Source organism: Microbacterium sp. ISL-59, from assembly GCF_018613945.1.
In the GTDB taxonomy this organism is placed as follows: Bacteria; Actinomycetota; Actinomycetes; order Actinomycetales; family Microbacteriaceae; genus Microbacterium; species Microbacterium oxydans_B.
This window is the reverse complement of sequence record NZ_JAGGPG010000002.1, coordinates 1,237,205-1,258,692: the sequence shown is the minus strand read 5'-3', so window position 1 is coordinate 1,258,692 and position 21,488 is coordinate 1,237,205. Positions and strand designations below refer to the sequence as shown.

General features: G+C 68.1%; 14 protein-coding genes and 1 tRNA gene. 6 read left to right on the top strand and 9 right to left on the bottom strand.

The features are described from left to right. Window positions 1-7 precede the first annotated feature (7 nt). Window positions 8-163: a DUF4175 domain-containing protein gene (locus tag J7E45_RS10090; RefSeq protein ID WP_140403281.1), complete on the top strand. Its 156-nt coding sequence runs from the start codon at window positions 8-10 to the stop codon at window positions 161-163. Then, the gene (locus tag J7E45_RS10085) at window positions 160-792 is read left to right on the top strand and encodes an aminodeoxychorismate/anthranilate synthase component II (RefSeq protein ID WP_215068929.1); all 633 of its coding nucleotides are present in this window, start codon (window positions 160-162) and stop codon (window positions 790-792) included. Before J7E45_RS10090 ends, J7E45_RS10085 begins: the two co-directional genes overlap by 4 nt. 32 nt (window positions 793-824) lie before the next feature. Here J7E45_RS10085 and pknB read toward each other — a convergent pair whose 3' ends face one another. The 7 genes from pknB to J7E45_RS10050 are packed head-to-tail and all read right to left on the bottom strand — an operon-like array spanning window position 825 to window position 9,694. Beyond that, on the bottom strand, window positions 825-2,516 hold the full coding sequence (gene pknB / locus J7E45_RS10080) for a Stk1 family PASTA domain-containing Ser/Thr kinase (RefSeq protein WP_215068927.1): 1,692 nt from the start codon (window positions 2,514-2,516) through the stop codon (window positions 825-827). Between the two features lie 44 nt (window positions 2,517-2,560). Then, the gene (locus J7E45_RS10075; RefSeq protein WP_251053603.1) at window positions 2,561-4,303 is read right to left on the bottom strand and encodes a protein kinase; all 1,743 of its coding nucleotides are present in this window, start codon (window positions 4,301-4,303) and stop codon (window positions 2,561-2,563) included. Beyond that, window positions 4,300-5,754: a penicillin-binding transpeptidase domain-containing protein gene (locus J7E45_RS10070; RefSeq protein ID WP_215068925.1), complete on the bottom strand. Its 1,455-nt coding sequence runs from the start codon at window positions 5,752-5,754 to the stop codon at window positions 4,300-4,302. The genes J7E45_RS10075 and J7E45_RS10070 overlap by 4 nt, the downstream gene beginning before the upstream one ends. Further along, the gene (locus J7E45_RS10065) at window positions 5,751-7,136 is read right to left on the bottom strand and encodes an FtsW/RodA/SpoVE family cell cycle protein (protein ID WP_091028156.1); all 1,386 of its coding nucleotides are present in this window, start codon (window positions 7,134-7,136) and stop codon (window positions 5,751-5,753) included. The genes J7E45_RS10070 and J7E45_RS10065 overlap by 4 nt, the downstream gene beginning before the upstream one ends. Next, the gene (locus J7E45_RS10060; RefSeq protein WP_091028162.1) at window positions 7,133-8,443 is read right to left on the bottom strand and encodes a PP2C family serine/threonine-protein phosphatase; all 1,311 of its coding nucleotides are present in this window, start codon (window positions 8,441-8,443) and stop codon (window positions 7,133-7,135) included. Before J7E45_RS10060 ends, J7E45_RS10065 begins: the two co-directional genes overlap by 4 nt. Window positions 8,444-8,450: 7 nt before the next feature. Then, complete coding sequence (locus tag J7E45_RS10055; RefSeq protein ID WP_091028166.1) at window positions 8,451-8,972, bottom strand: FHA domain-containing protein; 522 nt, start codon at window positions 8,970-8,972, stop codon at window positions 8,451-8,453. After that, complete coding sequence (locus J7E45_RS10050; protein WP_105711469.1) at window positions 8,969-9,694, bottom strand: DUF3662 and FHA domain-containing protein; 726 nt, start codon at window positions 9,692-9,694, stop codon at window positions 8,969-8,971. The genes J7E45_RS10055 and J7E45_RS10050 overlap by 4 nt, the downstream gene beginning before the upstream one ends. A gap of 145 nt (window positions 9,695-9,839) precedes the next feature. Here J7E45_RS10050 and J7E45_RS10045 point away from each other — a divergent pair. Then, a tRNA-Leu gene (locus J7E45_RS10045) sits at window positions 9,840-9,922 on the top strand. 104 nt (window positions 9,923-10,026) lie between these two features. Here the strand turns inward: J7E45_RS10045 and J7E45_RS10040 are convergent. Then, window positions 10,027-10,875, bottom strand: a complete 849-nt coding sequence (locus J7E45_RS10040; protein ID WP_215068923.1) for a ribokinase — start codon at window positions 10,873-10,875, stop codon at window positions 10,027-10,029. Window positions 10,876-10,987: 112 nt separating this feature from the next. On the opposite strand from J7E45_RS10040, the gene J7E45_RS10035 reads away from it, so the two are divergent. Continuing rightward, complete coding sequence (locus J7E45_RS10035; protein ID WP_215068920.1) at window positions 10,988-11,920, top strand: nucleoside hydrolase; 933 nt, start codon at window positions 10,988-10,990, stop codon at window positions 11,918-11,920. A 3-nt stretch (window positions 11,921-11,923) separates the two neighbouring features. On the opposite strand, the gene J7E45_RS10030 is transcribed toward J7E45_RS10035, so the two are convergent. Then, a complete protein-coding gene (locus J7E45_RS10030) occupies window positions 11,924-12,940 on the bottom strand; it encodes a LacI family DNA-binding transcriptional regulator (RefSeq protein WP_215068918.1) in 1,017 nt (338 codons plus the stop codon). 105 nt (window positions 12,941-13,045) lie between these two features. On the opposite strand from J7E45_RS10030, the gene J7E45_RS10025 reads away from it, so the two are divergent. Both J7E45_RS10025 and J7E45_RS10020 read left to right on the top strand, forming a co-directional pair. Further along, complete coding sequence (locus J7E45_RS10025; RefSeq protein WP_215068916.1) at window positions 13,046-14,461, top strand: MFS transporter; 1,416 nt, start codon at window positions 13,046-13,048, stop codon at window positions 14,459-14,461. A 169-nt stretch (window positions 14,462-14,630) separates the two neighbouring features. Continuing rightward, window positions 14,631-21,419, top strand: a complete 6,789-nt coding sequence (locus tag J7E45_RS10020) for an isopeptide-forming domain-containing fimbrial protein (RefSeq protein ID WP_215068914.1) — start codon at window positions 14,631-14,633, stop codon at window positions 21,417-21,419. Window positions 21,420-21,488: the final 69 nt, after the last annotated feature.

Sequence of the window (21,488 nt, the reverse complement as noted above, 5' to 3'; positions counted from 1 at the left end):
AAGACTGATGTACGCCGCACTCTGGCGCCTGCTGCCCGGCCCGTGGTGGCTGCGGGTCCTCATCCTGGTCGTGGTCATCGCCGCCGTGCTCTACGGGCTGTTCTGGTACGTGTTCCCCTGGATCAGCCCGATCATCGCCCCCGGCGAGGTCGACGTCGAATGACCCGAGTTCTCGTGGTGGACAACCACGACAGCTTCGTGCACACCCTCGTCGGCTACCTCCACGAGCTCGGCGCCGAGACCACGATGGTCGAATCCGACGCGCTGGACGCCGCCGAACTCGAGCGGATGCTCTCCGCATACGACGCCCTGCTGCTCTCCCCCGGTCCCGGCCGCCCCGCCGACGCCGGAATGTCTCTCCACGCGGTACGGATCGCCGCACGACTACGGATGCCGACGCTCGGGGTCTGCCTCGGGCATCAGGCCATCGGCGAAGCGCTCGGCACCGCGGTGAGTGAGGCACCCGAGCTGATGCACGGCATGGTCTCCGCGGTCACGCACGACGGATCAGCGCTGTTCGCGGGGATCCCGTCGCCGTTCGACGTCGGCCGGTATCACTCCCTGGCGCTCGCGGCAGCCGACCTCCCTCCCGAGGTCGTCGTCACCGCCTGGACCGAGAGCGGAACGGTCATGGCGCTGTCGCACCGAGAGCTGCCGCTGCACGGTGTGCAGTTCCATCCGGAGAGCGTGCTCACCGAAGGCGGGTACCGGCTTCTCGCGAACTGGCTGGAGCTCTGCGGCGACGCGGATGCCGTGGCTCGATCCGAAAGCCTGCATCCACTCTCACGCTGACACGACGGCGCACGGGGCGCGTCGCGAGAGACTCAGGGCGCGGTGCAGTAGCGAAGCTCGACGGGAGATCCGATCGGCACGTCGCCCGGTGCGACCGACATCGAGTGCACGGTCGGGGGCTCGGTGGGAGCGCAGTCCGCCTCTTCCACGGGCACCGGCGTCAGCCCGAGGTCGGTGAGGTTCGTCGTCGCGGCCTCGACGGTCCAGCCGACGAGGTCGGTCAGCGTCACCTTGCCGCTGGCGACGACGAGATTGACGACGGTGTCGGGGGCGACCTCGGTCTCTGCCGCTTCGCTGGCGGAGATCACGGTGCCGGCGGCGAGACCCTTGTCGTTCCGCTGGATCACGGTCCCGAGTTCGAGGCCGGCGGCCTTCAGCGCCTTGGTGGCATCGTCGAGGCCCATGCCTTCGATCTTCGGCACCACCACGGTCTCCACGCCCGAGGAGACGTGCACGGTGACCGTCGAGCCCTCCTCCACCGAGACTCCAGCCTCGGGGTCGGTGCGGATGACGTTGCCCTCGGTGATCTCGGAGCTCGACTCGATCACGATCTTCGCCGTGAGATCGAGCTTGGCGAGGTCGTCCTGCGCGCGCTCGGACGACACGTTCACGAGATTGGGGATGATGCGCGAGGTGCTCGGCACCTCGGGCGGACGCATGCTGATCGTGACCACCCAGAAGAGCACGGACGCCAACAGCACCGCGAGCAGGGCGACACCAGCCCAGATCCAGGCGACCGGAGGGCCGGACTGGGTGCGGGTCATGGTGGTGTCGGAGCTGAGCTGGCGCAGCGAACGCGCGGTCTCCTGCGCCTGACGCGGGCTCGGACCGTACAGCTCGCTCGTCAGCGCACCGAGCTGCCTGCGGGTCGGCGCGATCCCGGTGACGGCGGCATCGAGGGCGGCGCGGAAGTGCGCGGCATCCGGGTACCGCTGATACGGGTCCTTCGCGAGGGCCCGCAGGACGATCGGGTCGAGTGCGCCCGGCGCATCCTCGTTCACCTCGGTCGGCGGGATCGGGGTCTCGCTGACGTGCTGGTAGGCGACGGCCACCGGCGACTCACCACGGAACGGCTGGCGGCCGGTGAGCAGCTCATACAGCACGACACCGGTCGAGTAGAGGTCGGCGCGGGCATCGACGGGCTCGCCCTTGGCCTGCTCCGGAGAGAAGTAGGCAGCGGTGCCGATGATCTGCGTGGTCTCGGCCACGGTCGACGAGGAGTCGGAGACGGCTCGGGCGATGCCGAAGTCCATCACCTTGACCTGGCCCTTGTCGGTCACCATGACGTTGCCGGGCTTGATGTCGCGGTGCACCACACCTGCGCGGTGCGAGTAGTCGAGCGCCTCGAGGATGCCGTCGACGTAGCGCACGGCGTCGGCCACCGGCACCGGTCCCTCGGAGATGATCTGCTTGAGGAGCGTGCCCTTGACGAGCTCCATCACGATGTACGGCGGCTCGTCGGACGACGGGTCGTTCGACGAAGGGTCGCCGGCGTCGAACACGCGCACGATCGACGGGTGCGACATGCGGGACGCCGCCTGCGCCTCCAGGCGGAACCGGGTGCGGAAGGCGGTGTCGCGTGCCAGGTCGGGATCGAGGATCTTGATCGCGACCTCACGGCCGAGCGTCAGATCGTAGCCGCGATAGACCTTGGCCATACCGCCATGCCCGATGAGCTCGTCGACGCGGTATCGACCCGCGATGACTCGTGGCTCTGTGGACACGTACTACCCCCTGGAAAACGACTGCGGCTGAGCTGGATTAAAGGCTACCCTTCGGTGCCGCCGCCTCCGTCACCCTCGCCGGGGTCGGTCGCGGCGACGATCGGCACGGAGAGCGGCGGCGACGCGGACGACGTGCGCTGGTCGCCACCCGAGCACATGCCCTGGTACGTGACGATGAGCTGCTGGCCCGCGGCATCAGCAACCTGAATCTGCGTGTTCCGCTGCGTCGGCTGGAAGTTCGGCCCGCCCGACACGAACGTGCCGTTCTGGAGCGAGACGACGTATCCGGAGAGCGTCGTGCCGCTGGGGCATGTGAACCCGGTGCCCCAGGAGATGGTGACCGTGCTGCCGGCGATCGGGTCACCCGTGATGGTCGGAGTGTCGGTCGGGGTCGGCAGAGCTGCGCGCGCGGCGTAGATCGTGAGGGTCATCGGCTGCGTCGTCTCGACGTTGCCGGAGGGGACGACGCGGTACACCTTGCCGACGTCGCCATCGGTCGGAGCCGGGTCGCCCTCGGGGCAGGTGATCTCGCCCGTGAAGCCGGCCTCCTTGAGAGTGGATGTGGCCGTGCCGCAGTCCATTTTCACCAGGTTCAACGCGGTGACGTCGACGCGGACCACCTCGGGCGGCGGTGTGGTCGCCGGTGGCTGCGTCTGCGTCTGCGTCGGCGTGGACGACGCCGAGTTCGACGGCTTCGCGTCAGGGTCACCCTGGTTCATCAGCATCGCCCACACGGCTCCGCCGAGCACGATCACCAGCAGGGCGATCAGAGCGATCAGCGGCCAGGTCCACGGGCTCTTCTTCTTCTTCTCGTCCGCCGCCGCTTCGTCTGTGGGGAGCTGGGCGGTGGTGGGAAGGATGCGGGTGGTGCCGTCGTCTCCCGACGCCGTGAGCATGCGCGTCGCGTCGTCGTCGCCGGCGATCCCCCCGGTCGCGATCGCGGGAACGGCGATGGCTGCGGAGTTCAGGTCGCCGCGACGAAGCGCCTGCGCTGCGCGGGCCACCGTCGCGGACGACGAGGGGCGGTCGCTGGGCTTCTTGGCGATCATCGCCATGACGAGGTTCTGCACCGGGATCGGCACGGTCGGCGGCAGCGGCGGCGGCTGCTCGTTGATCTGCGCCATCGCGATCGCGACCTGCGACTCGCCCGTGAACGGACGCTTGCCCGCCAGGCACTCGTACGCGACGATGCCGAGCGAGTAGGTGTCGGTGGCGGGCGAGGCCGGGTGACCGGACGCCTGCTCGGGCGACAGGTACTGCACAGTGCCCATGACCTGACCGGTCGCCGTCAGCGGAACCTGATCGGCGATGCGGGCAATGCCGAAGTCGGTGATCTTGACGCGGCCGTCGGGCGTGATCAGCAGGTTTCCCGGCTTGATGTCGCGGTGCACGAGACCGGCCGCGTGTGCGGCCTGCAGAGCGGATGCCGTCTGGGCCACGATGTCGAGCGTCTTGTCGGCGCTGAGCGCACCGTCGCGCTCAAGCACGGTCGAGAGAGCCTCGCCGGGCACGAGTTCCATGACGAGGTAGGCGCTGCCGTTCTCCTCGCCGTAGTCGAAGACGCTGGCGATGCCCTCATGGTTCACGAGAGCAGCGTGCCGCGCTTCTGCACGGAACCGCTCGAGGAACCCGGGGTCCCCCATGTACTCGTCCTTGAGGATCTTGATCGCGACGGTACGTCCGATGACGTGATCCGTCGCTTCCCACACCTCGCCCATGCCACCGATCGCGATACGCGACTGCAGCTCGTAACGACCACCGAACGACACACCCTGCGTCGGCCTCATCTGCCCAGCACCGCCTCTATGACCTTCTTCGCAATCGGAGCGGCGATGGTGTCGCCACTGCCTGATTGTCCCTGTCCGCCGCCGTCTTCGACGACGACCGCTACTGCGACCGCGGGGTCGTCCGCCGGCGCGAAGCCGGTGAACCACAACGTGTGCGGCCTGTTTCCGTTCTCTGCGGTGCCCGTCTTACCGGCCACGTCGATCCCGTCTATTCTTGCACCCTGGGCCGCGCCCGTAGCGACGCTGGCCACCATCGATGCGGTCACGTCGTTGGCGACATCGGCCTCCATCGCACGGCCGAACTCGCTGTCCTGGAAGGCTTCGATCACCGACAGATCGTTCCCGATCACGGCATCCACCATCCGCGGGTTCATCACGACCCCGTCATTCGCGAGACCCGCCGACACCATGGCCATCTGCAGGGGGGTCGCGGTGACCTTGCCCTGACCGAATCCGGTGAGCGCGGTCTGCGCGTCGTCGAGGGCGCGGGGGTAGTTGGAGGCGGTCGATTCCAGCGGAGTCTCGAAGGACTTGTTGAAACCGAGCTTCTCGGCCATCTCGCGGATCGTGTCGTCGCCGAGCTCGACGGCGAGCTCCGCCATCGGGATGTTGCAGCTGAGCCGGATGGCCTCGGCGATCGTGACCGTTGCGCCCGGTCCACACTTGCCGCCCCAGGCGTTCGACACCCGATTGGACGAGCCGGGGAGGGTGTACGAGATGGGGTTCGGCAGTGTCGACTGCGGGGTCCAGTTCCCGCTGGCGTACGCGGCCGCCGCGACGACCACCTTGAAGGTCGATCCCGGCGGGTTGAGGTCGCCGGCGATCGCGCGGTTGGACAGCGGCTTGCCGGGGTCGGCGACGAGCTGATCGTAGGTGGCGTTCGCCGCATCCGCATCGTGCGTCGCCATCTGATTCGTGTCGAAACCGGGCGTGGAGACCATGGCGAGGATGCGTCCGGTCTTCGGATCCATCGCGACGACGGCACCCTGCAGCCCGTCGAGTGCTTCGTAGGCGGCGCGCTGAGCCGCCGTGTTCAGCGACAGCTCCACGCTGTAACCGCGCTGCGGCTGGCCGGAGATGATGCGCTCGACCTCGGCGAGCAGGGCATTGGCGCCCGTGCCCGAGAGTTCGGCGTTCATGGCGCGCTCGATGCCCGTGCGCGAGTCGAGCGCCGCGTTGAAGTAGCCGGTGACCGGCGCCCACATCGCGGCATCCGTGTACACGCGCTGGAACTGGTACCTGTCGTCGCTGGGCACGGAGTTGGCGATGGTGGCGCCGTCGACGATGATCGCGCCGCGCTGGATCTCGTAGCTGTCGAGGCGCGTGCGCTTGTTGTGGCTGTTCTGGGCCAGGGCATCGGCCTCGACGACCTGGATCCAGCTGGTCGCGGCGAACAGGGCGATGAACATGAACAGCATCACGATGCTGAGGCGGCGGAGCTCTCGCGTCATCCGATCACGACCCTCGGTTGGCGGCGGACGCCGTCGGAGATGCGCAGCAGCAGCGCCACGATGAGCCAGTTGGCCACGAGCGACGATCCGCCGGCGGCGAGGAACGGGGTGGTCAGGCCGGTCAGCGGGATCAGTCGGGTGACGCCACCGACCATGATGAACACCTGCAGCGCGATGGTGAACGAGAGGCCGGTGGCGAGCAGCTTGCCGAAGTCGTCCTGACCGGCGAGACCGATGCGCATGCCGCGGCTGACGAAGACCATGTAGAGGCAGAGGATGGCGAACAGCCCGATCAGGCCGAGCTCTTCACCGAGGCTGGTGATGATGTAGTCGCTGTGCGCGAGCGGCGTGACCTCGGGGCGTCCCTGGCCCCAGCCGGTGCCGATGAGTCCGCCGCGGGCGAGCCCGAACAGGCCCTGCATGGGCTGATAACCCGCTCCGTCGGGGTCGACCTGGTTCGCGTCGAACAGGAACAGCCAGTTGATGAAGCGGCCGTGCACGTAGCTCAGGATCTGCGTCGCGACCGCCACGCCGGCGACCACGAGTCCGAGGCCGATGAGGACCCAGCTGGTCTTCCCCGTGGCGACGTAGAGCATCGCGACGAACATGCCGAAGATCAGGGTTCCGGTGCCGAGGTCACGCTGGAAGACGATGATCCCGAGCGAGATGAGCCAGACCACGAGGACCGGTCCCAGTTCCCGCATGCGGGGCCAGGTGATGCCGAGAACCCTCTTGCCGACCGAAGTGAGGCTCTCGCGGGTGCGCACGAGGTAGCCGGCGAAGAAGATCGCGAGACAGATCTTCGCGAGCTCGCCCGGCTGGAAGGCGAAGACGCCACCCAACGACACCCAGACTGCCGCGTTCGCGTCGTCGATGCGCAGACCGGGGACGAACGGGAGCAGCAGGAGCACGATTCCGGCGAGACCGAAGATGTAGGTGTACCGGAACAGGATCCGATAGTTGCGCAGCAGGATCACGACCGCGATGGCACCTGCGAGGGAGATCGCGGTCCAGGCCAGCTGCTTGGTGGAGTAGGCGTCCCAGCCGGTGTTCTTGAAGGCGATGTCGATGCGGTAGATCATCGCGATGCCGAGGCCGCTGAGCAGTGTCGCGATCGGCAGGACGAACGGATCCGCATCGGCGGCGACGAAACGCAGCACGATGTGCAGGGCGAACGCGAGAGCCGCGAGACCGCCGCCGATCGCGAGGATCATCGGGTCGATCACACCGAGTGCGCCCAGTTGGACGAGAGCGAGGGCAGCGCCGCTCATCGCGCACGCGAACAGCAGCAGCCAGAACTCGCGGTTGCGCTGCGTCTGCGGCATCCGGAGCCGCTTGAGGGCCTTGATGACGGTGGTGTCGGCCTGCAGGTCGGTGCTCATCCCTCACCTCCCGCGGGGGTTGCGGTCGGTGCCGGTGTCGGCAGCGGGGTCGGCAGTGGTGTCTGCTCGATCACGTTCGCGTCGGCGCCCGCCCGCAGGCGGTCGACGATGGCCATCGCGTCGGCCAGCGAGCGCGCGTTGATCGTGCGCTCGACGGATGCCCGCTGATACTGCGGGAGGTTCGCGAGGAGGATGTCGGTGTCTTCGATTGGGGTCGACAGCGTGATCGGGCCGATGTTCTGCTGCACGCCCTGGAAGATCACGACGCTGTCGTCGTCGGCGCCGATGAAGTAGCGGGTCTGGGTCCAGCTGTACGCGGCGAAGGCGGCCACGACGAGCATCGCGACGACCAGGAGCGCACCGGCGATCCAGCCCGCCCGGCGGCGCTTCGCGCGACGCCGATCCTCTTCGATGAGCTCCTCGAGGTACTCGGGGGCCGGCTCGAAGTGGCTGGGCTCGTTCGCGGCCTGTCGCACCGGGTGCAGCCAGTTTCCGCGCGGCGGGCGCACCGGCGGGACGTAGACGCCGTCGGGGTTCGACGCCGAGCCCACGATCGTGGGGGTGCCGGAGTGGATCGGATGCTGTCCGCCGACGTCGACCAGCACGATGGTGACGTTGTCGGGGGCCCCGCCGTCGAGCGCCTGCTTGAGGAGGTAGTCCGCCGTGCGGCCGGGTGCGACACCCAGCTGCATCGCCTTGAGGATGCGCGTCTCGTCGACCACGCCGGAGAGACCGTCAGAGCAGAGCAGCCACCGGTCGCCGGGCTGCGTGTGCATGACGAACATGTCGAGCTCGGGGTCGGCATCCATGTCGCTGAGAACGCGCATGAGGACCGAGCGGCGCGGGTGGTAGCGCGCCTCCTCCGGGGTGATCCGACCGGAGTCGACCAGGCGCTGCACGAAGGTGTGGTCGGCGGTGATCTGGGTCAGCGCGTCGTCGCGATACAGGTAGATGCGCGAGTCGCCGATGTGGCCGATGACCGCGTATTCGTCGACCATGATGATCGCGCTGACCGTGGTGCCGAGGCCGGCGAGTTCGGGACGCTCCTTCGCGGCGCGGATGAGATCGCCCGCGGCGGTCGTCGCGGCGGCCTGCAGCGAAGCCTGCGCGTCCTCGACCGAGGAGTAGCCCTGGTCGAGGGGCTGCAGTCGCTGGATCGCGATGCTCGAGGCGACGTCTCCACCGGCGTGGCCGCCCATGCCGTCGGCGACGGCGAACAGGTTCGCTCCGGAATACCCGGAGTCCTGGTTGTTGGAGCGGATCTTCCCGGTGTGGGAGATCGCGACGCTCGAGCCTTCGAAGACCATGCCGGGGTCAGGCTCGCAGCTCGAAGGTCGTGGCGCCCACCTTGATGGGGGTGCCGAGCGAGAGGGCAACCGGTGAGCCCGACACGCGCTGGCCGGCGACGAAGGTGCCGTTGGTCGAGTCGAGGTCCTGGATCGCCCAGCTGTCGCCGCGCAGCATCAGGCGCGCGTGGTGGCTGGATGTGTAGTCGTCGCGGATCACGAGAGCCGACTCGCTGGAGCGGCCGATCGTGAGCGAGTCGGCGCTGAGAGGCAGTTCGAGGCCCGCCTTGGGGCCGGAGGTGATGACCAGGCGCTTGGCGGTCGCGACGGTGGCGGGTCCGGTCGACGGGCGTGCGGATGCCGGCCTCGCCGCGGGGGTCGGAGCCGGCGCTGCCGCAGGAGCGGGAGCGCCCGTGGACGCCTCGGCGGGGAGCTTGCGCACACGCACGCCGAACAGGTCGGCGCGGAGCGAGTACACGACGCCGAAAACGAAGAACCACATCAGGACGAGGAACCCGATGCGGAGAAGGAGGAGGATCAGTTCACTCAACCGAGGGCTCCGAACGCTCGGGTGGCGTCGTCGCCGCGTGGCGCGGGGCGCGACGGGCTGGCCACGGGGACGATCCGGAACACCAGGTCGGTACGTCCGATGGTGATGGTGGTGTCGGTGGGGAGGGCGGCCTCGCGCAGCTTCTGGCCGTTGACCTTGGTGCCGTTCGTGGAGCCGAGGTCGCGCATCATGGCGCGCTCGCCGTCCCACAGGATCTCGGCGTGCTTGCGGCTCGATCCGGCGTCCGCGATCGTGATGTCGGCATCCGTCCCCCGGCCGATGACCGTGCGGGCGCGGTTGATCGCGTGACGACGGCCGTCGACGTCGACCACGGCCTGCCAGCTCACGCGGCCCTCGACCGTGCCCGAGTTCACGCGCACGGTTCCCGTGGCGACCTTCTCGTCGGCCTCGAGGTTGATCGACAGGGGGCCCGAGAAGCTGTACCCCTGCGCCTTGGCGTGCTTGGTCAGAAGCGCGAGCAGCTCATCGGTGAGGGCGCCACCGAGGCCGCGCATCCGCTCCGCATCGTCGGGGCTGAGGCGCACGACGAAGCTGTTGGGCGCGATGATGCGGTCGCGGCTCACGACCGCCGCCTTCGTATCGGCCTCGCGGCGGAGGGCCGAAGCGATCTCCACCGGCTGAATGCCGCTGCGGAAGGTCTTCGCGAACGCGCTGTTGACTGCGCGCTCGAGACCCTTCTCAAAGCTGTCAAGTAGTCCCACTGGGCTCCTCTGGCATGCCGACCGGTAGACACATCGTAGCCAGGTGACCTGGGGGAACGCCGCCGATCGGGGTTCCGGGGTGTGCATCAGGGGGTGAAATCGCGTGATATCTTTGGAAAGTTGAGTTCTTCGGAACGAGACACTCGCGCGAGTGGCGGAATGGTAGACGCGCTGGCTTCAGGTGCCAGTGTCCGTAAGGACGTGGGGGTTCAAGTCCCCCCTCGCGCACAGCGAATGACAGAAGGCCGGGCCCAGAGGGTTCGGCCTTTGTCATTCTGATGAAGGCCCGGTTTCCTTGAGGACACCGGGCCTTCTCCGTCTCCGGGCGCCGCTCAGGCCACAGGCAGATACCGACTCAGGTGTTCGAACGGCGGCTGGGACGACAGGTGCGACACCGCCGCGGATCCCACCGCACAAGCGGCGGCCAGTGCATCGGCCGGTGCGTGCCCGGCGCGCAGGGCGAGCACGAGCGCCGCGCAGAACGCGTCACCGGCACCGACGGTGTTGACGGCCTCGGCGGGGACGCCGTCGGCTCGGGCGATCTCCTCGCCACGGCGATACAGTGCAGCGCCGGCCGCGCCGTAGGTGACCGCGACGAGTTCCGCCTCGGCCAGCTCGGGCATGAGCTCGCGCTCGGTCTCGTTCACGATGAACAGGTCGACCCGGCGCAGCAGAGCCTCGGGCAACGGCTGGGCGGGCGCGGCGTTGAGCGCGATGAATCCCTCCGCCGTGGCGACGACCTCTTCGACCACCGCGAGCGAGATCTCCAGCTGCATGAGCACGGCCTCGTCTGCGCCGAAGGTCACGCCGTCCAGCGAGACGTGGTCGTTGGCACCGGGGCAGACCGCGATCTGGTTCTCGGCATCCGCGTCGACGACGATGAGCGCGGTGCCGGTGGCGTCATCCACGGTGCGCAGGTCGCTGACATCGACCCCGGCCCGCTTCATCTCCTGCCGGGTCCAGGAACCGTCGGCATCGTCACCGACGGCGCCGACCATCCGGACCTTTCCCCCCAGCTTCGCGGCGGCGACGGCCTGGTTCGCGCCCTTGCCACCCAGGTCGCGGGAGAGCCGCCCGCCCGCCACGGTCTCCCCGGCAGTGGGGAGTCGTTCGACGAACGCGGTGACGTCGACGTTCGCGCTGCCGACGACGACGACGGACGGAAGAGCAGGAGAGGTCATGGCAGCATCTTTCGGATCGAGCGGAGGCATCGGAACGCGGAGATCGCGGTCGACTTGACGTTCATGATAGAAAGTGTAAACGTTTACGCACGCACATCTGCAAAGGAGCACCATGACAATTCCCGTCCTTCTCGACTGCGATCCCGGCCACGACGACGTCTTCGCCATCTGGCTCGCGGCCGGAAACGACGCCATCGACCTGCGCGGTGTGACGACGGTGGGCGGCAACGGCTACCTCGAGCACACCACTCGGAATGCGCGGATCGCACTCACCGTCGCCGGCGTGACGGACGTGCCGGTCGCCGCCGGTGCCGACAAGCCCCTCGTCCGTGAACTCACCCCCGGCGCGTGGATCCACGGCGAGAACGCGCTCGGCGGACCGGTTCTCCCCGAGCCGACCGTGTCGCTCGACCCGCGCCACGCCGTGCAGTTCCTCGCTGACACGCTCGCCGCCTCGCCGGAGCCGATCACCGTGATCCCCACCGGCCCGCTCACCAACATCGCGCTGCTTCTGCAGCAGCATCCGGAGGTCGTGCCCCAGATCAAGGAGATCATCTGGATGGGCGGCTCGACCGGCCGCGGCAATGTCGGCGCGTATCCGGAGTTCAACGCCTGGGCAGATCCCGAGGCCGCGGCCGTGGTGTTCGCATCCGGCGTTCCGCTCACCATGGTCGGGCTCAACATCTCCCACCAGGCGCTGATCACCGAAGACGTGATCCAGCGCATCGGTGCGGTCGGCAACGATACCTCGGCGTTCGGAGTGGAGCTGCTGCGCTTCTTCTGCAGCACCTATGAGAAGGCCGAGGGGATGCCGGAGGGACCTCTGCACGATCCCATCACCGTCGCCATCGCGATCGACCGGGCCGTCGCCACGATCCAGCGCTGCCACGTCGACATCGAGACGACCGGCGAGTTCACCGCCGGTGCGACCTGTGTCGACCTGCACGACATGCTGGGCAAGGAGCCGAACGCCGATGTCGCGATCACCCTCGATGTGCCGAAGTTCTGGGATCTGGTGACGGATGCTGTCGGCGCGCTGGCCTGACGCTCAGCGCGGCGCGACGGGCGTCGTCGACTCGGCCACGCGCAGACTCGGTGCCAGACGGCTGAGGATGTACGGGGCGTCGGGATCCTCCATCCGCCGCACCAGCGCCTCCGTCGCCTCGCGGGCCAGCTCGTCGAACGGCTGCACCACGGTCGTCAGCCGCGGCTCGCAGACATCCGCGAGCATCGTGCCGTCGAACCCGGTGACCTGCACGTCGGACGGGACACTCCGCCCCGCACGTTTCAGCGCCGCGATCGCGCCGGCCGCGACGAGGTCGTCTCCGGCGATGATCGCATCGGGAAGCGGACCGCGGGCCAGCAGCGCTTCCGCGGCGCTCTCGCCGAACGACAGCAGGTATTCGCCGAAGATGTTCTCCTCCTGCGGCAGAGCCCGGGTGCGCACCGTCGCCTCGAAGGCGGTCCGCCGCTCGCGACCCACAGAGGTCACGTCGTTGCCGGAGACGAGGACGACCCGCTTCGCACCGCGGGAGGTCACGTGCTCGACGGCGAGGTCGATCCCGGCGTCGTTGTCGACCCCGACGAAGTCGGCCGGAAGATCGAGCACGCGCCGGTCGAGCTGCACCAGCGGAACTCTCAGCGCGGTGTCGGCGACCGCCTCGAACGAGAGCTCGGCGTCGGCGGGCACCACGAAGATGCCCTCCACGCGCCGTTCGACCAGCATGCGCAGGCGGTCGCGCTCGCGGTCGACATCGCCATGCGAATCCGCGATGACGAGGTCGAATCCGCGGCGCTGCAGATGGTCCTCGAGGCGGTGTATGAGCTCACCGTAGAAGGGGTTGCTGATGACGGGGACGACCACGCCGATGGTGGCGCCTGTGCCTGCGCGCAGGCCGCGACCGATGAGGTTGACCCGGTAGCCCAGCTGCTCGGCCACCTGCGCGACATGCTCGGCCGTGCGTCCCGACACGCGGTCCTTGCCGTTGAGGGCCCGCGAGACCGTCGCGATGGACACGCCGGCGGCGGCCGCGACCTCGTGCAGTGTGACGGACGCCTTCTTCATCACGACCCTCATCCCCGGTGCCGACGGCACCACGACTCAAAGATATGGCGTGCGTAAAGGACTACGCACCCGAACACCCGACGACTCGACACGAAGAAGTGAGCAATGAACAACCAGACAGATGCGGTTCGTACCCGCTCCAGCGTGGTTTCGCTGATGATCGCGCTCCTCGCGGCATGCCTCGCGTTCCAACTCAACGCCAGCATGCTGAGCCCGGCCCTGGTCACGATGGAGCGTGAGCTCGACGCGACCGCCACCGAGATCGCGTCGACCCAGACCGTCTTCTTCACGGCTGCCGCGCTGTTCACTCTCTTCCTCCCCCGTCTCGGCGACCTGATCGGTCGCCGACGGGTTCTCGTCGGGATGCTCGTCGTGATGGCGGTCGGCTGCGTCGTCGCGGCGCTCGCCACCAACGTCCCGATGCTCTTCATCGGTCGCCTCATCCAGGGTGTGTCGGGACCGGTGGTTCCGCTGTGCCTGATCATGCTGCGCGCGGCCGTCGCGGATCCGAAGGTCTACGGCACCCTGCTCGGAGTCGTGACCGCCGTCAACGGCGGGATCGCCGGCGGTGACGCTCTGCTCGGCGGGTATCTGGCGACCAACCACGGCTTCGCCTCGATCTTCTGGACCATGGGCGGTGTCGCCGTCGGTGCTGCTCTCGTCGTGCGCTTCCTCGCGCCCGAGACGATGGCCGAAGACCGTCCGCGGATGGACTGGTGGGGGTCGCTGCTGCTGGTCGTCTCCGTCGGTTCGATGCTCGTCGCTCTGAACGAGCTCGGAAAGCTCGCCGACGCGGACCTGATCCTCGTGCTCGTCCTCGCCGTGGTCGCCGTCGTGTCGTTCGCCGCCTTCTGGAAGCTCGAGGCCACGATCGAGCACCCGCTCGTCTCGATCCCTCAGTTGAAGCAGCGCGCCACCTGGGCGTTGAGCGCCACCTCACTCCTCACCCTCTCCGGGATCTTCGCGATCATGAACGGCGTCGTGCCGGCCCTCGCGCAGGACTCCTCGATGAACCTCGGGATGAGTGCCGAGGAGGTGTCCCTGTGGATCCTCATGCCGTATGCCCTCGCCGGTCTGCTGATGGGTCCCCTCAGTGGCAGACTCGCCGCCACCGTCGGCTACCGGACGATGCTGCGGATCGGCCTCGGCGGCACCATCGTGGTGCTCGGGCTCATGGTCGCCAACGTCGAGACCGCCTCACGCCTCGTTCTGCTGCTGCTCTCCGTCGCCGTCGGCATCACCTACGCCGGGATCGGGAACATCATGCTCAACGGCCTGGGCGTCGTGCTCTCGCCGAAGGAGCGCCCGGGGTCGCTTCCCGGGCTGAACACCGGCGCCATCAACCTCGGCGCCGGGCTGAGCTTCGTCGTCATCTACGCCGCTCAGACGTCGTTCGCCTCGGAGTCGGCGGGAGCGGGAACCGGATACATCGCCGCATTGGTCACCGGAGCCGTCGTGCTGGTCGGTGCGCTGATCTTCTCGATGTTCATCCCGAAACCGGTGCATGCCGAACTGAGGTGACGCGTCGGATGCCGCGGCAGCCACTTCAGTCCTGGCGATATTCTCCGGATCAGGTGCGAAAAAAGTGTGGGCGTGGTTGAATATGCGCAGCCTCTCGGGGGAGGGAGCGGGTCCATAGGGGCGCGCCCCGCGAGTCCGCACGGACCTCGCCCGACACGAAGAGGTTCTGATGACCGACAAGTCCCGCAACAGGCGCGCCCGGCAGAACCCGCACTCTCTGAGGAGCCGCTTCACGGCCGCGGCCGTCGCCCTCACCGTCGGTGTGCTCGGGGCGCTGAGTCCCCTGGCCGCTGCGCCAGCGCAGGCCGAGTCGAATGCACCGAACACGGTGCTCATCGGCGAGAACACCTTCTATGTGTACGCCGCCGCCGGCGACGTCGTCACAGCAGAGTTCATCGCCAATGATCTCAATCCGACGCAGGGACAGACCTTCACCCTGACCGACCCCTCGGGCGCCGTGCGCTGGACCTGCGACCTTCCGCCGGCCACTGCCCCGGAAACCGTCTGCACCGTGCCGGCCGGCATGACCGGTCCCGGCGGGGTATGGCTACTCGAGACGGACGGAATCGGGGCGGAGACGCCGAACTGGCCGGCGGGGTCGGGAAACGACACGCGATGGGACATCACCGTGCTCTCCGGCGGCGCACCGATCGAAGGTCGAGTGTGGTCGAAGCAGTACCGCGCGTACAGCTCATTCACTCCGGGATCGGGCACCGCCTTCCCCAACTCCGACCTCGGTTTCTGGGTCGTGTCGGAGAACGGCTCGCAGTACACCGTGGAGATGCCCGTGTTCAACGGTGGTGGCTGGAGCTTCAGCAGCGATGCCTTCGGGAACGTCGTCGACCCGGCGCTCTGCACCCCGGCCTACCGATCGCTCGCGCAGACGAGTAACTCGCCCGAGCATCAGGGTCCGGGCCCGGAGTGCGGGCCCGGCTACAACCTCTTCTTCGAACCCCCGGCAGCCGACCTTCCCGGGTTCGCTTCGTCGGCCGATGGGAACGAGTTCGTCAATCCCGATTACGTCACTCCGAGCTTCGATGACACCACGTACACGCGTACCAACGCTCTTTCGCACGCCGGAGCGCTCTCGTATGACCTGAGTAATTTCACGGGCAACTACGTCGTGCGGGTCGATGTCGACGGAAACGGCTCGTACACGGATCCTCTGGATGTCGCTCTCCCCCAGTCGGGAACGGACGGCACCGTGAGCGCTCCGTGGAACGGTCGGGACTCCGCCGGCACGCTCGTCGACGTCTGCACGACGGTGAACTTCGAGGTGGCGATCGAGAAGACCGACGAGATCCACTTCGTGCTCGGCGACGTGGAGACTCTGCCCGGCGGCATCCGCATCACGCAGATCGTCGGGTCGAGCGCCGGAAACGACACCATCTATTGGGACGACACCGAGGTTCCGTTGTCGGGTGTGGGCCCCAAGTCCACGACGAGCACTCCGGTCGTCAATCTCGCCGGTCTCAGCAGCGCCGGCTTCATCCACGGGTGGGCATCCACCGGCACGAACCAGTGGGGGAATTTCGCGGCCATCGACAACTGGGCCTACGGCGACATCGACGTCAGCGCGCAGGCGTCTTCGCCCGGGAACTGCCTGACGCTGACGAAGACATCCGACGCCACCATCGACACCCGTCCGGGTGACGCTGTGGAGTACACCATCACCGCGACCAACACCGGTGAGGAGCCGTACACCGCGGCGAACCCGGCGGTCGTCACCGATGACCTCACCGCCGTCCTCGACGACGCCACCTACAACGGTGACGCCACCGCGACGATGCCGGGCACCATCGCGTACGCGGCCCCCGATCTGACCTGGACCGGCCCGCTCGCGGTGGGTCAGAGCATGACGCTCACCTACACGGCGACGGTCGCAGCCGGAGGAGACGGCATCGCCCGGAACGTGGTGTTCAGCGGCACGCCGGATACCCCGACCCCGGCGTGCAACCCCCCGAACGGCGACGGGGTCGACCCCACCACCGGGATCGCCTGTGCCGAGGCGGAGTTCCTGCTGCCGAAGCTGTCGGTCACCAAGGCTGCCGACACGACCGAGCTCCCTGCGGACGGCGGCGTGGTCGAATACACGATCACGGCCACGAACACCGGACCCGGTGCCTACACGGCCGCCGAGCCCGCCCGCGTGACCGATGACCTCAGTGCCGTGCTCGATGACGCGACCTTCGGAGGTATCACTTCGCCGACCGATGGATCCGCCGAGCTGGTCGGGGACGAACTCACCTGGGTCGGTCCGCTCGCCGCCGGCGAGAGTGTCACCATCACGTACACGGCGACGTACGACTCCGCCGCGGGCGACAACATCCTGTACAACCTCGTCTGCATCCCGACGGACGAGACGGCAGCAGGACAGGACGACTGCGCGAGTGTGCGCATCCCGGCGGCAGAACTCGTGATCGACAAGACGGTGGACCCCGAGTCGGGCACCGCGGTCGACGCGGGTCAGGTCTTGACCTACACCCTCTCGTTCGCGAGTGTGGGCGAGGCAGCGGCGGCAGTGGACAAGGTCGACGACCTGTCCGACGTGCTCGACGACGCGGAGTTGGTCGCGGGCTCGATCACGACCTCGAACCCGGGGCTGACGGCAGAACTCCAGGGCACCGACCTGATCGTCGCGGGCTCCGTCGCGGTCGGCGAGACGTATACCGTGACGTATTCCGTGACCGTGGGTGCGTTCGCAGACCAGGAGAACCATGTTCTGGCGAACGTGGTGCAGAACCCGGACGGGTCGTGTGATGTCGAAGGATGTCCGGAGACGGAGAACCCGATCCGTCATTTCGTGGTCGACAAGGACGCGGATGTGACGACGGGTGTGCAGACGGGCGATGTGGTGACCTACACGGTCACCGTGACGAACGATGGCGAGGGTGCCTATACGGCGACCGAGCCGGCCGGGTTCACGGACGACCTGACCGATGTGATCGACGATGCGTCCTACAACGGTGACGCGGCCGCGGTGGCGTCGGACGGATCGACGGTGCCGGCTCCGACGGTGGCCGGTGCGGTTCTCGCCTGGTCCGGACCGCTTGCGGCCGGCGAGTCGGTGTCGATCACCTATTCGGTGACGGTGACGAACGCCGGCGATGCCGATCTGGTGAACACGGCGACGCCCGTGTGCGCACCGGGCGTCATCTGCGATCCGGTCACACCGCCGGTGGACATCGACCTGCCGCGGATCACTCCGGAGAAGTCGTCCGATCCCGTCTCGGGGACGGGGGTCGTCGCGGGTGATGTGATCACGTACTCGCTGACCTTCACCAACAGCGGCCAGGCCGCCGGTGAGATCGCATCGACCGATGATGTGTCGGAGGTGCTCGACGACGCGGAGGTCACGACCGACCCGACGGCCGATCTCGCGGGCATCACGGCCACGTTCGACGCGGGCGCGGGCGAGATCCGCATCGAGGGGTCGCTCCCCGCCGGTGCGACGGTGACCGTGACGTATCAGGTGACCGTGCTGGCGGACGGTGAGCGCGGCGACAACATCCTCACCAACGTCCTCACCCCGGATGTGCCGCCATACGTATGCGATGACAGCGACCCGGACTGCGACCCGTTCGTGCCGCCGAGCACGGAGCACCCGGTCGGGCAGCTCGCGGTGGACAAGACGGTGGACCCGGAGTCGGGCACTTCGGTGGACGCGGGGCAGGTGGTGACCTACACCCTGTCGTTCGAGAGCGTCGGTGCCGCGGCATCGGCGGTGGACAAGGTCGACGACCTGTCCGACGTCCTGGACGACGCGGAGTTGGTGGCGGGGTCGATCACGACGTCGAATGCGGCGCTGACCGCAGAGCTCCAGGGCACGGATCTGGTGGTCACCGGGTCCGTCGGAGCGGGCGAGACCTACACCGTGACGTATTCCGTGACCGTGAGTGCGTTCGCCGACCAGGCGAATCACCTCCTTGCGAACATCGTGCAGAATCCGGATGGATCGTGTGGTGTCGAGGACTGCCCCGAGACGACGAACCCGATCCGTCATTTCGTCGTCGAGAAGGACGCGGATGCGACCACGGGCGTGCAGACGGGCGATGTGGTGACGTACACCGTCACCGTGACGAACGACGGTGAGGGTGCCTATACGGCGACCGAGCCGGCCGGGTTCACGGACGATCTCACCGACGTGATCGACGATGCGTCCTACAACGGTGATGCGGCCGCGGTGGCGTCGGACGGATCGACGGTGCCGGAGCCGACGGTCACCGGGCCCCTGCTTGCGTGGTCGGGCCCGCTCGAGGCGGGCGAATCCGTATCGGTCACGTACTCGGTGACCGTGACGAACGCCGGTGATGCGGATCTGGTGAACACGGCGACGCCGGTGTGCGCTCCGGGCGTGATCTGCGATCCGGTGACGCCGCCGGTGGACATCGACCTGCCGCGGATCACTCCGGAGAAGTCGTCTGACCCGGTCTCGGGCGCGGGGGTCGTCGCGGGTGACGTCATCACTTACACACTGACCTTCACGAACAGCGGCCAGGCCGCGGGCGATGTGGACTCGACCGACGACCTCTCCGCCGTGCTCGACGACGCGGAGGTCACGACGGACCCGACCGCGGACGTCGTGGGCATCACGGCCACGTTCGATGCGGCCGCCGCAGAGATCCGTGTCGAGGGCGCGCTCGCCGCGGGTGTCGCGGTCACGGTCACGTACCAGGTGACCGTGCTTCCGGACGGCGAACGCGGGGACAACGTCCTCACCAATGTGTTGACCCCGGATGTGCCGCCCTACGTGTGTGGTGACAGCGACCCGGACTGCGACCCGTTCGTGCCGCCGAGCACCGAGCACCCCGTCGGCCAGCTCACGGTGGGCAAGACGGTGGACCCGGCATCCGGCACGGTTGTGGAGGTCGGGCAGGTCGTGACCTACACGCTCACGTTCGAGAGTGTCGGTGCCGCGGCATCGACGGTGGACAAGGTCGACGACCTGTCCGACGTGCTCGATGACGCGGCGCTGGTCGCCGGTTCGATCACGACGTCGAACGTCGCGCTGACCGCGGTACTGCAGGGAACCGATCTGGTGCTCACCGGATCCGTGCCCGCCGGCGCGACGTACACGGTCACCTATTCCGTGACGGTGAGTGCGTTCGCCGATCAGGAGAACCATGTTCTGGCGAACGTGGTGCAGAACCCGGACGGATCGTGCGGCATCGAGGACTGTCCGGACACCTCGAACCCGATCCGCCACTTCTCGGTCGAGAAGGCTGCGGATGCGACGGCGGGCGTGCAGACCGGTGATGTGGTGACGTACACGGTCACCGTGACGAATGACGGGGAGAGCGCGTACACGTCGTTCGTACCCGCGGGTTTCACGGATGACCTCACCGATGTGATCGACGACGCCTCCTACAACGGCGACGCCGCAGCGGTGGCGTCGGATGGATCGCTGGTGCCGGCTCCGACTCTGGAGAGTCCCGTTCTCGCGTGGTCGGGTCCGATCGCCGTCGGCGAGTCCGTATCGATCACCTATTCGGTGACGGTGACGAATGCCGGTGACGATGACCTGGTCAACACCGCGACACCGGTGTGCGCGCCGGGTGTCGTCTGCGATCCGGTGACGCCGCCGGTGGACATCGATCTGCCGCGGATCACTCCCGAGAAATCGTCGGACCCGGCTTCGGGGACGACCGTCGTGGCCGGCCAGATCGTCACCTACACGCTGACGTTCACGAACAGCGGCCAGGGCGCCGGTGACGTGGCGTCGACCGACGACGTGTCGGAGGTGCTCGACGATGCGGAGGTCACGACAGAGCCGACGGCGGATGTCGCCGGCATCATGACGGCCTTCGATGCGGACGCGGCGGAGATCCGCATCGAGGGTTCCCTCCCCGCGGGCGCCGTCGTCACGGTGACCTACCAGGTGACGGTGCTGCCGGACGGTGATCGTGGTGACAACATTCTCACCAACGTCCTCACCCCGGACGCCCCGCCCTACGTGTGCGACGACAGCGACCCCGACTGCGACCCGTTCGTGCCACCCCGCACCGAGCACTTCATCGGCGAACTGCGCGACTGGAAGACGGTCGATCCGGCTTCCGGAGGCACGGTCGTGCCCGGACAGGTGGTGACGTACACGCTGCACTTCGAGAGCGTGGGCACCGGGTCGATCACGGTCGACCGCGAGGACGATCTGACGGCCGTGATCGATGATGCGACTGCCACGTCGGATCCGGTGAGTTCCGACGAGTTGCTCGCCGTCTCCGGGATCGTCGACGGGCGCTTCGGGATCACCGGAGCGCTCGAACCCGGAGATGCCGTGACCGTCACCTACCAGGCCACGGTCAACGCGGACGGTGAGCGTGGCGACGACCGCCTGTCGAACTACCTCCTCGACCCGGACGCAGCCCCGCCGACCGAGTGCGTCATCGCCGAGGGCGAGGAGTACCCGGACTGCACGGTCGATCACGTCAGCAGCGTGGTGGTCGTGAAGTCGGCCGACCCGGCCTCGGGAACCGAGGTGGAGGAAGGGCAGCAGGTGGAGTACACCGTGACGTTCCGCAACGTCTCGACCGACCCGGATGCGGCGGGTGCAGACGTGGACTACACCGATCACCTGGATGACGTCCTCGACGATGCGACACTGACCCGCGGACCCCAGGGGTCGACGGAGGCGCTGGCCACGGCGGTCGAGGGGCAGACCATCCGCATCACGGGCTCGGTCGCATCCGGAGGCACGGCCACCGTGACATACGTGGTCACGGTGCAGCCGTGGGCGGACCAGGGGAATCACAGCCTCGGCAACGTGATCGCGGTGACCGGTGAGGAACCGATCTGCGTCGACGGGAACGGCCTGTGCACCACGCATCCGCTGGGTGAACCGGATCCACTCGCGGTGACCGGTGGCCAGGTGGCCGTCGGCGCACTGGCTGCCGGTGTCGTTCTGCTCGTCGCGGGCGGGCTCCTGGTGGCGATCCGCCGCCGACGTCAGTCGATCGAGTAGCGTCGCGCTCGTCCTACCCGGGTGCCCGCCTTCCGGCCGGCACCCGGGTTCGCGCGCGTGCTCTGGGCC